General features: G+C 39.5%; 13 protein-coding genes. 2 read left to right on the forward strand and 11 right to left on the reverse strand.

The window, feature by feature from the left end; translation table 11 throughout:
• Positions 1–160: 160 nt before the first annotated feature.
• The 7 genes from I6N96_RS18620 to I6N96_RS18650 all read right to left on the reverse strand — a co-directional run bounded on the left by I6N96_RS18620 (position 161) and on the right by I6N96_RS18650 (position 6,175).
• Positions 161–829 (reverse strand): MIP family channel protein, encoded by a 669-nt coding sequence (locus I6N96_RS18620; protein ID WP_209559083.1) that lies wholly within the window; start codon positions 827–829, stop codon positions 161–163.
• Between the two features lie 176 nt (positions 830–1,005).
• Positions 1,006–1,866 (reverse strand): DegV family protein, encoded by an 861-nt coding sequence (locus tag I6N96_RS18625; protein WP_209559084.1) that lies wholly within the window; start codon positions 1,864–1,866, stop codon positions 1,006–1,008.
• Positions 1,863–2,417, reverse strand: coding sequence for a DUF1836 domain-containing protein (locus I6N96_RS18630; RefSeq protein WP_430650185.1), 555 nt, complete (start codon positions 2,415–2,417; stop codon positions 1,863–1,865). Before I6N96_RS18630 ends, I6N96_RS18625 begins: the two co-directional genes overlap by 4 nt.
• Positions 2,418–2,716: 299 nt before the next feature.
• Positions 2,717–3,352 (reverse strand): TIGR01906 family membrane protein, encoded by a 636-nt coding sequence (locus I6N96_RS18635; protein ID WP_283811231.1) that lies wholly within the window; start codon positions 3,350–3,352, stop codon positions 2,717–2,719.
• Between the two features lies 1 nt (position 3,353).
• Positions 3,354–4,118 (reverse strand): TIGR01457 family HAD-type hydrolase, encoded by a 765-nt coding sequence (locus tag I6N96_RS18640; protein ID WP_209559087.1) that lies wholly within the window; start codon positions 4,116–4,118, stop codon positions 3,354–3,356.
• Positions 4,119–4,122: 4 nt separating this feature from the next.
• The gene (locus I6N96_RS18645; RefSeq protein WP_209559088.1) at positions 4,123–4,764 is read right to left on the reverse strand and encodes a YutD family protein; all 642 of its coding nucleotides are present in this window, start codon (positions 4,762–4,764) and stop codon (positions 4,123–4,125) included.
• Between the two features lie 4 nt (positions 4,765–4,768).
• Positions 4,769–6,175, reverse strand: a complete 1,407-nt coding sequence (locus I6N96_RS18650) for a bifunctional metallophosphatase/5'-nucleotidase (protein ID WP_209559089.1) — start codon at positions 6,173–6,175, stop codon at positions 4,769–4,771.
• A gap of 332 nt (positions 6,176–6,507) precedes the next feature.
• On the opposite strand from I6N96_RS18650, the gene I6N96_RS19815 reads away from it, so the two are divergent.
• Entirely contained in the window at positions 6,508–7,554 is a 1,047-nt protein-coding gene (locus I6N96_RS19815) for a PrsW family intramembrane metalloprotease (protein ID WP_245187056.1), read from the forward strand.
• 90 nt (positions 7,555–7,644) lie between these two features.
• The gene (locus tag I6N96_RS18660; RefSeq protein WP_209559090.1) at positions 7,645–8,100 is read left to right on the forward strand and encodes a methylated-DNA--[protein]-cysteine S-methyltransferase; all 456 of its coding nucleotides are present in this window, start codon (positions 7,645–7,647) and stop codon (positions 8,098–8,100) included.
• 49 nt (positions 8,101–8,149) lie between these two features.
• On the opposite strand, the gene I6N96_RS18665 is transcribed toward I6N96_RS18660, so the two are convergent.
• From I6N96_RS18665 to I6N96_RS18680, 4 genes are all read right to left on the reverse strand, one after another.
• Complete coding sequence (locus I6N96_RS18665) at positions 8,150–9,328, reverse strand: AI-2E family transporter (RefSeq protein ID WP_209559091.1); 1,179 nt, start codon at positions 9,326–9,328, stop codon at positions 8,150–8,152.
• Positions 9,329–9,507: 179 nt separating this feature from the next.
• Entirely contained in the window at positions 9,508–11,187 is a 1,680-nt protein-coding gene (locus I6N96_RS18670; RefSeq protein WP_209559092.1) for a ribonuclease J, read from the reverse strand.
• Positions 11,188–11,215: 28 nt separating this feature from the next.
• Entirely contained in the window at positions 11,216–12,088 is an 873-nt protein-coding gene (gene dapA, locus I6N96_RS18675) for a 4-hydroxy-tetrahydrodipicolinate synthase (RefSeq protein WP_209559093.1), read from the reverse strand.
• Between the two features lie 21 nt (positions 12,089–12,109).
• Positions 12,110–13,162 carry an aspartate-semialdehyde dehydrogenase gene (locus tag I6N96_RS18680; protein ID WP_209559094.1) on the reverse strand — a complete coding sequence of 351 codons (1,053 nt, stop codon included), beginning with the start codon at positions 13,160–13,162 and terminating at the stop codon, positions 12,110–12,112.
• Between the last annotated feature and the right edge of the window lie 44 nt (positions 13,163–13,206).

Consider the following 13,206-nt stretch of genomic DNA (forward strand, 5'->3'; position numbering starts at 1 on the left):
TTTTGATGTGGCGGTCGGGAAACCAACCTCATCTTAACAGTTTAGGAGGCTTTTTTAATACCACGCTGGAAGCTCTCCAGAACCCCTAGCATAGCTAGGGGTTTTCAGAACATACAAAAAAAAGGAATCGGCACTAATGTGTCCGACTCCTTTCAAAATTTTATGCTTCTTCTGTGTCTAAAACATATTTAGCAACCAAGGCTGCCAACAATCCACCGATCAACGGTGCAACGATAAATACCCAAAGCTGAGACAAAGCATCTCCTCCGGCAAATACTGCTGGACCTAAACTTCTTGCAGGGTTTACAGATGTACCTGTCAATGGAATACCAACTAGGTGAACCATTGTCAAAGTCAAACCGATCACGATACCGGCAAGATTGGCATTTCCTTTTTTAGCACTTGTCACAGTCATGATAACTAATACAAAGATAAATGTCAGAATGATTTCTACTGCTAGTGCTCCAACTGCTGTCAAGTCGCCAAAACCGTTTTGTCCAAGATTGGCAGTATCACTACCACTTGCATTTAAAATTGTTAATAAAGCGAATGATGCTAAAAGGCCGCCGATAACCTGACCGACTACATAATAAATCAATTCTTGTGTTGTGATGCGTTTGTTAATCCACATACCTAAAGAAACGGCTGGATTCAAGTGAGCGCCTGAAATTGTTCCAATACTATAAGCTGCGGCAATGATTGTCAAACCAAATGCCAACGCAATCCCCGTAGTACCGATCCCTTCCATTCCATTTCCCAATACAGCAGTTGCTGTTCCGAAAAATACTAAAATAAATGTACCAATAATTTCTGCTATTGCTTTTTTCAAAATTTTTCTCCCCTTTCGTCATTAATGAGTTTAACATAACGTATGTTTTTTTCAATGCTTTTTCATGAAATTTTCATTTTAAAAAGCAAGGTGATTTACATATCTCACCTTGCTTCATTTTAGCACAATGCTAGTTTCATTCAATTATTTAGCTCAAGCTCGTTGTTCTTTTATTTTCAATCTTCCAGTATTTGAATCCCGATGCCTAAAAGTCCTGGTCCGGTATGAACAACCAATGCCGGGCTGATTGTACCAAAATAAATTTCTTCTGCTTGCGGGAAATTTTCCTTCAATCTTTGATAAAATGACTTAGCATCTTCTTCTGCTTCCCCATGGGCAACAGCCAAAGCAATTTTCTTGTGATTTCCGACAAATTCTTTGATCAACTCAAAGGTTTTTTCCAGACTTTTCTTTCTGCCTCTAGCTTTAGAAACCGTATAATAAATCCCCTGATCGTTACAAGAAATTATTGGATTCAATTTCAAAGCATTCCCCAATATTGAAGCAACTAACCCAATACGTCCACCCTTTTGCAGATATTCCAAAGTTGCTACATTGAAATAAATCTTAGAGCGCTTAACATTTTCCTCTGTCTTTACCTTGATATCTTCCCAAGAGTCGCCCTTTTCAATCATTTTTGCTGCTTCAATCACTTGTAGTCCAGCAGCTATCCCAATATTTTTTGTATCAAGAACATAAGATTCTAATGCTGGAAAATCTTCTGCAATCAAACGAACAATATTATGCGTACCGCTTAATCCGCTGGAAATCGTGATTGCCAGAAGCTTCTCGTAGCCATCCGCTTTGATTTTTTCAAATATTTTAGTGATTGTTGCACCATCCGGAAGTGACGTGCTTGGAATTTCTTGCGGCAAGCGTTTGTAGACTTCCTCAGGAGTGATATCGACTTTATCTGTGTAAACACGATCCTTATAAATAATTTGCAGCGGGATCACATATATATTGTATTTTTCAACCAGTTCCTGTGGGACGTCCGTACCGGAATCTACTAGTAGAGCAATTTTTTCTGTATTCATGATTTTCTCTCCATCTTCTTCAAATATAGTTGTTCCAGCTCAATGACCTTCTCACTGAGCATTTTCGTTGCAAATGATAAGGTTGCGGCTTTAGCCGCAAGCATTTCTGTAGGAATCGTTTCATCAAACGCTGCAATCGGTTCTTCTCCCAACGCTTGACGGACAACCACTTCCAATGCTTTTTCCTGCTCAGAGACAAATAAATCGTATGCCGCCCGGATACCTACCACGCTACCTTGGAAAAGTATACCCTGTTTGATCTCGGGAATTGTCAACACCTGCTTCAGTAAAGTAATCGCCACTAAAAATGCGAGATGCTTTTGGTTGTATCGCTTTTTTTTCGGTGAAGGAATCAATCCTAGCTTTACATAGTTATTTACCATCGAAGATGTTAGTAATGTATGCTTTTCCGTTGTGATCAACGGAGAAAGATATTTTTCCACCAACGTGATCACTTGATCCATATATAGTTCAATATCAGGAAGTTCATGCCATCTCGGCAAATGAATATCCCTCAACTCTTCTCCCCAAGATTTCAACGAAGATTTCATATCATTCAAAAAAACACACCACCTTTTTCTTATAAGATTTTAACATATTAATCGAAATCATTCAATCTAGTTTCCAAAACCAGATATAACTTTACAGTTTCTTAATTTACTCTTTACTGTATGAGCAGTTAGCTAAAATATCTATCTATTCAAAATAAGTATTACTAGTTGTTTTACAATAAGCCTTAGAGAGTCATTTATTGCTGTGCGCCAAATCAAATAAGAGAATACAAAAAAGCCTTCAGAAGCTGAACAACATTCAACGTCTAAAGACTTGTTTTTATATACTGATCCTTCTTCTATTTCAACTGCTTTTTACCGACCCAATAACCGGCAAATAGAGTACCTTCAAGCAAAATGAAAAAGAACAAGAAACAGTGCATGAAAAATGCTTCCGGCAAAACATTGATAACTGGATCTGTTGCCGGGTTAAATAGCCAATCATCATTATTAAAGAATATGCTGTGGAATTGAACAAAGAATTGATCAAAACCGATAAACATCACAAATAATAAAATCAAAGGGACAATCATCCCAATCCTGAAGGGATTCATCAATCGCCAAAGCCAGCCGTTTTTCTTTAAATAACGTAAAAAGAAAAAGGAAGGAACAATTGTTGTGATTAACACCGCATAGTTCAGTAGAAACAATCGTTTTACCTCGTAAAAATGAAATGCACCGCTTTCCGACATAGGAAAATCAGGCAGCTTCAGTGTCGTGATAAATGGATTATTTAAGTACTGCATCAGCTGATCGAAATTAGCAATCAGTTCTTTTTTCCCGATCTCTGTATAGTCCAGTATATTTAAGTAATCAATATCAAAAATGTACAGAGGCCTAAAGTTGATTGTGATTGTAATGCACAACGAAAGAATCGTCAAAAAAAGACAAATAAATCCCAGATATTCTAGAACTACTCCTTTTCTTTTTCCCATATCAGATTTCCCACTCATCTAAAGAATCAACTGTATAGGTTGCCGGAACAGGTAAATTCGGCACATCCTCTTTTTGAGTGAAACCAGAAAGAACCAACAGCGTATCGATTCCGTTTTTGATCCCGGCTTGAATGTCAGTTTCATAGTTATCGCCAACCATGATTACTTCATCTTTCGTCAGTCCCAATACCTTTACAGCTTCATTCATAATCACTGCATTTGGTTTTCCGATCATTATCGGTGATCTTTGAACAGCAGTCTCAATCAATGCAATCATTGAACCGGCACCTGGAAGCAGCCCACGCTCAGTAGGAATGTTCTTATCAGGATTCGTACCAATAAATTCAGCACCTCTCCTAATAGCTAAGGTTGCCTTAACTAGCTTCTCATAAGTGATCTCTGTATCCAATCCGACAACGACATAATCTGGTTCTTCTTCATCCCAGACAAATCCAGCTGCCAATATCAAATCAACAAGACCTGATTCGCCAATCACGTAGACCCTATTTCCTTTGTTTGCTTCCTTCATGTAGTCAATTGTTGCTAAACTAGCCGTATAAATCGTTGAAGGTTGAACATGTAAATCAAATTCCTTGGCTAGACGCTCTGCTACAGCTTCCGGTGTTTTTGTCGTATTGTTGGTGACAAAAAGAAAAGGCTGGTCGCTTTGCTGAAGTTGTTCGACAAAACGCTTACCTGCAGGAATAATTTCTTTCCCCAGATAAATCGTTCCATCTAAATCAATTAAGTAGCCCTTGTATGCCATTCCTTTACTGCTCCTCACGCTGACGGATCGTAAACGACCGATTTGCCGTTTCTTTTTTCTCACTTTTCACAGCTGTATTTTTATTATTTCCGGTATTTTCTTTTCGATTACGAATCACCGGCTTGCTTTTTTTCACGTTGCTCTGAGATTTTACGGGTGCCTTCTTCTCATCTGTAAATGCCTGGTTGCGAGGATTATTATTACTTCGTTTGCTTCTTTTTCTTCGTTGCCCCTGTTTTTCTCTTTTCCCACCAACACGCTTGATGACAAAGTAGGCACAACCAAAATTACAGAACTCATAAAGATAATCTTCAAGGCTGTCGATTCGCTGATCAGGAGATGCTTTTCTATTTTCCACATCAAAAAAACCTTTTAGTCTCAGCTGATCATAACCCCAGTCTCCGACAATATAATCATATCTCGACAAAATATCGCTGAAACGCTCGCCGATTTTTTCAAGATCGAATGCTTCACGATGATTTTTTACCAATATATACTGACGATCTCCAATCATGATTTGGTCTTCATCTATGATCGAAACCAGTTCACCCTTTTGTTTCGTTTTCACAGGTTCTTCATTTATTTCTTCAATAACAGCTGTAAGCTCAGCCGTCAATTCCTTTTTCTCTTCAGTTTTTTCTGTCATGATTTCACCACCTGTCGTTCATTATACCTTGTTTTTTATTGATTGAATAGTAGCGCCTAAGATAGTCTCCTAAAACATTTCGAATGAATTCAGGAAACAGGAAGTCTACTTCCCCAGCAAGCTCGATCGTCGGGAAAAAAGGAATAAACAGAAAATGGTCAACTGTTGTAATGGTGTAGCTCTTTTTTGGTTCAAGTAATTGACCATTCCAATAAACTGTTTTCGTTTCCTTATCGTAGGAAATGCCACTGTAGCAAAGTTCCCCAAAAATTTTACCGCGAAAGCCCATTCCCATAATCGAAAACTTCCTAAGATAATGTCGATTTTTCTCCATCTCTCGTATCAAGCGATCCATATCACTTCCATTCAACGTCACACGAATCAAATGCATTGGATGCGGCAGCACACGGTGTAAATCATCCTCAGTAACAAGCCCCTTAGAAAGAGTACCTATAAAAAGACCCGTGTTCAACACCGAGGCTTCCGTGTCTCCTCGTTTTTTCACTGCTTCAAGCGCTTCGAAAATCAACGGATGAGAGCTGTTCAATCTATCCGAAAATTCATAAGGCAGTTCAGCAATTTTCTTTTCCTGCAACAGCCTATGTCCGCGAGCAAGATACCCTTCGATTTCAGCTTCATCCTCTGGAAGTGTCGGGAAGTCCTCAGTCGGCAATGCTTCTGCCGAGGTGTCAATAATTTTCCCCTTCTCTAAAAGGATTCGAACTTTACCAACGTATTGTCCAAACTTCCCAGCTGCAGAAAGCTGAGTGCGATTGATTTTTTCTCCATGCCTGAACAAATGATGGGTATGTGAACCCAAAAGTATATCTATTTCAGGATAATTTGTGGCAATCCTCATATCCTGATCGATTCCCAAGTGACTTAGCAATATTAAAACATCGCAATTCGGTCTAACTTGACTAATTAAAGTCGGTAAGACATCGTCCACTGAACGAATATCCCATCCATTTGGTTCATAGGTCAATGGAAACGGAGCAGTCAAACCAATCAAACCAATTTTCGTATTATTCGGTGTTTTTAAAATTTTATGTGTCTTTGTCCATGTCGGTCGTTCACCCGTTGAAGGGTCAAAAAGGTTCCCCAGCAGCACATCAAAATCAGCATCGTCATAAAGGGCATTTAGTTGAGATTTGGAGTTTCCCACACCTTCATTATTGCCAATTGTGGCAGCATCGTAATGAACTGTATTCATCAACTGAACATTTGCCTGACCATCTGTCGCTTCAGTCAAAGGGTGCCAACGATCGACAAAGTCACCCAAATCCACAGCAAAAATACTTTTATCAGAAGATCGCTTTTCTTTATTTTCCATAAGAAAGCGTCTGATTTTCGGCCAGTTTTCAAAATGAGAGTGTAGATCATTTGTATGCAATATTGTGATTTCTTCCATTCAAACCGCCTCCCAAGCGTCTCTTCTAATATAGTACCATATTTCAAAAGTATTCGTCTTTTGAGTCGTTCATAAAATCAATTTTTGCTCCAAAACCAGATGGCACAGCGAAACAATTCAAGAATTGAGTAAGAAGAGAACAGTAAATAAAAGGTCTTTTTTTAATATAAATGCTATACTTAATAAAAGATATGTATTATTGATACCTTGAGTAATCTGTTTGCTATTATCGATGAAAATTCAAGTGCAAAGCTAAGCAATTAAATATAGGGCGACTACTTATACTGTCAATAACTATCTTACACACACTACACATAGAAATGGGGATTGAAATGAAAAAGATTCTAGCAATTTTAGGCGTTATTGTATTATTGATTATGTTATTTGCTGCTCCCTGGGCTACATTGGCATTAGCTGGAGTGATAGGAGCAGTTGTAGCTCTGAGAAAATTCTTTTATTTCCGCAATAAAAGAGAACCTGAAAAGGCAAAACTTTCAGCTATGGTGCTTGGGGCATCTGTTGTAGCATTTGCCGTCGGCGGTTATTTGATGCCGCCAGCTGCAGCTGAAAAGGAAGCTGCTAAGCTGGAAACTGTGCAAACAACAACGAAGAAGATAGCAGAATCTTCTAAAATTGAAGAATTAGTCTTAAGCTTATCCAAAGAAGCACTTGAGACTGACAGCACTGGAACAATAATGATCCAAGGAACGACTGAGCCGCACGCAACAGTTTATATAGCTACTGAAACCTCTGATAAAAAAGTAGAAGCAGATGGTGACGGCAATTTTGAACTGAGCTATATCCTCGCAACTAACATTGAGGAAGAACTTGAAGTTATTGCTGAACTGAATGGTCAGAAAATGTCCAAGCTAGTAACTGCTACACCATCAACTGCTTTCGTCGCAGCCAGAGAAGCAGAGGCTGAAAAAGAGGCTGAAGAACTTCGTCTCGCAAAAGAAGCGGAAGAAAAACAACAGGCGGAAGCAGATAAAAAAGCAGAAACCGATCGACTGATAAAAGAAGCGGAAGCAGCAGTAGCGCAGGCTGAGTCCAACCAAACCCACGAAAATGTAGCTTCAGCAACTACTGCCATTGCAGCAATCCCGGAAGGTGACCAAGTACTCTCTACTAGAGTAGCTGCTGTAGATACCGCCATCCATGCCAGAGAAGAGCAAGAAGCACAACAGGCAGCTGCCGCCGCTGCAGAAGCAGAACAAGCTGCACAACAGGAACAAAACAATGTCACAGAAATGGTGTTAGTTACCCCTACAGGATCAAAATATCATAATAGAAGATGTGGAAACGGGACTTACACAGAAGCGACGTTGCAAACAGCTCTTAGCAGAAATTTAACTCCTTGTTCCAAATGTTTTGGTTAATGTAAATAAATAGATTTTTTGTTTGTTCACAATATATTACGCACTATTTTGCGGTATAATGGAAAAAAGTTGTTTTTTGGAGGATCAAATATGGAAATCACTACCCCTATTGGCTCTATATGGTTAGATGCCAATGAAAAAGGGCTGACACAGGTATCCTTTTTCTCAATAGATAATCACCAAACGAATCAGTGGACAGAACAAGCAGCGCAAGAATTAGCCGCTTATTTTTCCGGAACTCTCAAAGAATTTACCACCCCCCTTTCCTTTGAAAAAGGGACGGTTTTCCAGCGTAAAGTATGGGAAGCTTTGGTTGATATTCCTTATGGAGAGACTCGTTCTTATCTGGATGTTGCAATAGCTGTAAATTCAGCGAAGGCTGTTCGAGCCATTGGACAGGCAAATCGAAACAATCCAATACCCATCATCGTCCCCTGTCATCGAGTAATTGGGAAGAATGGAAAATTAACCGGATATATGGGAGAAACCTCTGGAGAAGGTTTGTCGATAAAGTCTTATCTTCTTGAGCTTGAAAATATTCGATAAATCAAAAAATGCTGAGTAGCTCTTAATGAGCCTGCTCAGCATTTTTATTTTAATCATCTAGATATTCCTCTTTAGAAAATTCTGTTTCCTCATATTTTCCGGAATCACCATAGTAGCGATTGTAACGTGTTTTAAACTTTCTAAAAGCATAAGTGAAAAGCACTTTAATAATGGCATACATTGGTATTCCGAATATCAAGCCAAACATCCCTAGTAAATCCCCCATCACCAATAACACGATCACGATGGTCAAAGGATGCACAACCAGATGTTTCCCCATAACTTGTGGCTCTATCAAGTGTCCATTCAACATTTGAACAATAATCCACACAATACACATTTGTACCAACATTGGAAATGAAACCATCAGTGCAACGATTGCAGCCGGAACAAATGCAATAAAGGGGCCGATATATGGAACGACTGCAGTGATGCCTACGATAATAGACAAGGTTCCTGAATATGGTAGTCCGATAATCAAAAAGCCGATAAATGTAAGAATACCAATAGCAATGGACACCAGTATCTGCCCCTTTAGGTATGCCCCGACTTGGCTGTTCATCGTAGCACCTATTTCTTTAGCATCTGATCGAAATTTTGGCGGGATGATTTTCAAGATTGCAGAAAAGAACTTCCTATCATCCTTTAGTAAAAAGAACGTAATGATCGGTGCAGTAACCATGATCAATGCAAATCCGGTAATCGTTGAAAAAACCGTTGATGCACCCGCTACAGCTTTGGTGAAGTATTCATATAGACTATCTGATAGATTATCGAACCACTTTTGGAAACCCTCCAGCGTGTCCCTTAAAGATTGCTCAAAAGGCGTATTCTTGAAGAAATCGCCGATACTCTTTGATACATCGCTAACATATGACGGAAAATCATTGATCAAGCTCTCAATCTGCTTTTGGAGAATTGGAATAACTAAAATCACTCCCAGAACAATCAACCCCAGGATCAGAATGAACAAAAGTGAGACACTGATCACTCGTTTTACTCCTTTTTTCTCCAACCAATTAATCAACGGATTAAGTAGATAGTATAAAATAAGTGCAAGTATCACTGGACCAATCACTGTTTTAAAAATAACTTGAAGCGGATCAAAGATAAAACTCACTAGATGGAAGATGAATACTACACCGCCTAATAATAACAAAGCGGTCAGTGTAAATAATAAATCACGACCACCTAAAAAAGAAATCCATTTCGTTTCTTTCTTATCCATCACATACTCCCCCATTCATCAAATTGCTTCACGTTCTTATTGTATCGAAGAAATGAAAAAGTTGAAAGAAATTGACTATAAACTGCTTTTGAGTTGCTTAAGTAATAAAGAAATATGTTGTAAGTAAAAAAACCGAACATCCTTTAAGATGTTCGGTCTAATTCAAAATGTTCAGCTTTTTATTTCGCTTTTTTTCGTTGAGAAGCTTCCATGATCACAGGCAAAATCACTGGACGGCGTTTTGTCTGATCAAACAGGTAACGGCTCAGTTGATCCCGAATGTCCTGCTTTAGCTTACTCCATTCAAAGTCTTTATTTTCAAGATGTTTTTCAACGATCTCAGTGACAATATTACTGCTTTCCTTCATCAGATCTTTGCTGGTTTTCACATAGACAAAGCCTCTTGATGTGATTTTTGCTGGAGAAACAATTTTCTTCTCACGACGATTGATCGTGATCACAGCAACAAAAATACCGTCTTCTGACAGGATACGGCGGTCTCTAAGAACGATATTTCCAATATCACCTACACCAAGACCATCAATCATTATGTTATCAGCAGTTGTTGTACCGGATGCTGACATCTTTTTCTTCTTATATTCTAAAATGTCACCACGACCGGTAATAAAGATATTTTTATATGGAATGCCTAACTCATGAGCTAAATCTGCATGAGCGGCAAGCTGACGATATTCCCCCTGAACTGGAATGAAAAACTTCGGCTTCATCAGATTCAACATCAATTGTAAATCTGCTGGATTTCCATGACCGGAGACACGAAGATTATCAGAAATCTGTTTTACTGTTCCACCGGCACGATAAACCATATCCTCTGTTTTAGCCACAACAGTTTCCATTGCAGTCGTTGGTGTTGTCGTAATATAGACCAAGTCGCCTTCTTGAATACTCACCATGCGATGCGTTTTGTTTGCCATTTTTTGAAGAGATTTGATCGGCTCTCCCATACGACCTGTTTCTAGAATCAAAAGCTCTTCATCCGGATATTTCTTCATATCCTTCACAGTAATGATCAAGTCTTCGCTTGGCAACTCAAGTTTATCCAGACGCATTGCCGTACGAATGATTTTCTCTAAATCAAGACCAGTCAAAACAACCTTACGTCCTGATTTATGAGCAGCATTCAGTACCTGCTGAACGCGCTTCAAGTTGCTGGCAACAGAGGCCACAATGATTCTACCTTCCCAATACTGAATCGTGTCGTATACTTCATCAGCAATCTGAAGTTCAGAAGCAACTGGAACAGGATTTTCAGCATTTGAAGAGTCACTTAACAACGCAAGAACACCTTCACTGCCGATTTCTGCCAGACGGCCAAATTCTGTCTGGTACATTGGTGACGCACTTTGATCAAACTTGAAGTCGCCTGTATAAACTATGTTTCCTTCGCCTGTTTTGATATTGATTCCGATAGAATCAGGAATTGTATGCGTTGTTTTGAAGAAGCTGATTGTTGCATTTCCAAAATCAATCTCCGTATGTGCATCAACAACGTGAAAATCCTTAAACTGTTTGGAAGAAGGATGATCGCTCACACTCAGCTTCGCAAGCTCTACAGTCAACTCCGTACCGAATACTGGCACCTGAACTTTGGATAATAGATAAGGCAGCGCCCCAATGGCATCTGCATGTCCGTGAGTCAGAAACACTCCGGCTATCCGATCGATATTTTCCTCCAGATATGTAAAATCCGGAATCACTACATCGATTCCTAAAAGCTCATTTTCCGGATATTTCAATCCGCAATCCAGTACAAAAATTTCATCTCCTACTTCAGCGATATACATATTTTTTCCATTTTCACGTACGCCGCCAAGTGGAATGATTCTTATTGTACTCACTCTTTTCACCTCTCTACTTTCTGCTTGATTATATATCAAGTATTTGCAATATTTTTTCTTTCTCCTCAGAAGTACATGATACAAGAGGTAAACGTAAATCTCCAACAGAAACACCTAAGTGATTCAATGCCATTTTCACAGGTGCAGGAGAAGGTACAGAGAATAATGCGTTCATTTTCGGCAATAGCTTCCGTTGGATCGCGGCAGCCTGCTTAAGCTCTCCATGGTCCAAAGCCTGAAACATGTTGAATAGTTCATTACCAAAAATATGACTGGATACTGAGATCACACCTTGTCCACCTAAGGCTTTTGTTGAAAAGGCAAGAGAATCTTCACCAGTATAAACTAGAAAGTCCTCCGGTGCTTTTTCAATCAGTTCCGTCAATGCATCAAGTCCTGCACATTCCTTCACCGCAACAATGTTTTCCAGCTCTGCTAGTCTAAGCGTTGTCTCTACATCAAGACAAGCCACAGTTCTGCCGGGAACATTGTACAAAATGATCGGCAAAGCACTCGCCTCGGCAATTGCTTTGAAGTGGTGATATAGTCCCTCTTGATTTGGTTTATTATAATAAGGTATGACTGCCAGTCCGGCATCGATTCCCTCTATCTGAGCAATTTCTTTTACAAACTCCACAGAATCTCTTGTGTCATTTGTTCCAACACCACAAATGATCGGCACACGACCATCTACCAAACGAATCACTTCATTGAATAGATCGATTTCCTCATCATGTGTCAGTGTCGGCGACTCTCCCGTAGTCCCCGCAAGGATCAGACCATCTGTATGTGAGCTTAATAGAAACTCTACCAATTCAGGCAACTTAGCAAAATCAATTGCTCCTGTTTCAGTAAATGGCGTAACCATCGCAGTAATAATTGATGAATTTGTCAATTTCATACATTTAACCCTCCATATTTTTTAAACTCGAACCAGATCCATCTCATGCAGTGTCTCTGCTATCTGAACAGAGTTCCATGCAGCACCCTTAAGTAAGTTATCAGAAACGATCCACATGTGGAAACCATTAGCTACATCAATGTCTTTACGGATTCTTCCCACAAAAGTTTCTTTTTTATCAATACTTGTCAATGCCTGAGGATACAATTGCTGACTTGGATCATCCTGTAAAACCACGCCTTGTGCTGCTGCCATCATTTCCCGGATCGCTGCAACCGAAGTGTCTTTTTCTACTTCTATATAGACAGATTCTGAATGGCCTGATAAAACTGGGATACGAACGCAGGTCGCACTGACCTTTAGAGTATCATCACCCATGATTTTCTTCGTTTCATTGACCATTTTCCATTCTTCATACGTATAATCGTCATCAGAAAAAACATCTATTTGAGGAAGCGCATTGAACGCAATTGGATAATGCTTCTTATCACCGCCGCATGGCATGATTTCTGCTGTTAATTCGTTTGCCGGCGTGCCATTGATATAGTCAACAGCCTGCTTCTTCAATTCCTCCACCGCACTGATGCCTGCGCCACTAACCGCCTGATAAGTAGACACGATGATTCGATCTAAGCCTACTGCTTGTCTGATTGGTTCAAGTGCAACCATCATTTGAATCGTTGAACAATTTGGATTAGCGATAATTCCCTTATGTTCCTTTAAGGCTTCCCGATTGACCTCCGGAACAACCAGAGGAACACCTGCGGCCATTCTAAAATGACTGGTATTATCAATAACCACTGCTCCTCGCTTAACAGCTTCCGGCGCAAATAATTTAGAAATCCCGCCACCGGCACTGAATAACGCAATATCAACATTTTCAAAAGACTCTGGAACCAGCTCTTCAATTACCAGTGTCTGACCTTTAAACTTCAGTTCTTTACCCGCAGAACGTTTTGAAGCCAAAAGTTTGATTTGCTTGATTGGCAATTTTGTTTGTTCCAACATTTCGATCATTTTTGTTCCAACTGCCCCTGTTGCACCTACCACTGCAACAACATATGATTTTTCCATACTTAGTAAATCCCCTCTCATCTTCTTGAAGAAAGTTGCTTTTT

Origin of the sequence: Enterococcus larvae (assembly GCF_017830045.1) — a bacterium.
In the GTDB taxonomy this organism is placed as follows: domain Bacteria; phylum Bacillota; class Bacilli; order Lactobacillales; family Enterococcaceae; genus Enterococcus_L; species Enterococcus_L larvae.

Coding starts and splice junctions, on each gene's coding strand:
- I6N96_RS18645 (WP_209559088.1), bottom strand. CDS start 4,764: ATGACAGAAAAAACTGAAGAGAAAAAGGAATTGACGGCTGAGCTTACA.
- I6N96_RS18660 (WP_209559090.1), top strand. CDS start 7,645: ATGGAAATCACTACCCCTATTGGCTCTATATGGTTAGATGCCAATGAA.
- I6N96_RS18650 (WP_209559089.1), bottom strand. CDS start 6,175: ATGGAAGAAATCACAATATTGCATACAAATGATCTACACTCTCATTTT.
- I6N96_RS19815 (WP_245187056.1), top strand. CDS start 6,508: ATGAAAAAGATTCTAGCAATTTTAGGCGTTATTGTATTATTGATTATG.
- I6N96_RS18680 (WP_209559094.1), bottom strand. CDS start 13,162: ATGGAAAAATCATATGTTGTTGCAGTGGTAGGTGCAACAGGGGCAGTT.
- dapA (WP_209559093.1), bottom strand. CDS start 12,088: ATGAAATTGACAAATTCATCAATTATTACTGCGATGGTTACGCCATTT.
- I6N96_RS18640 (WP_209559087.1), bottom strand. CDS start 4,118: ATGGCATACAAGGGCTACTTAATTGATTTAGATGGAACGATTTATCTG.
- I6N96_RS18665 (WP_209559091.1), bottom strand. CDS start 9,328: ATGGATAAGAAAGAAACGAAATGGATTTCTTTTTTAGGTGGTCGTGAT.
- I6N96_RS18630 (WP_430650185.1), bottom strand. CDS start 2,417: ATGAAATCTTCGTTGAAATCTTGGGGAGAAGAGTTGAGGGATATTCAT.
- I6N96_RS18635 (WP_283811231.1), bottom strand. CDS start 3,352: ATGGGAAAAAGAAAAGGAGTAGTTCTAGAATATCTGGGATTTATTTGT.
- I6N96_RS18625 (WP_209559084.1), bottom strand. CDS start 1,866: ATGAATACAGAAAAAATTGCTCTACTAGTAGATTCCGGTACGGACGTC.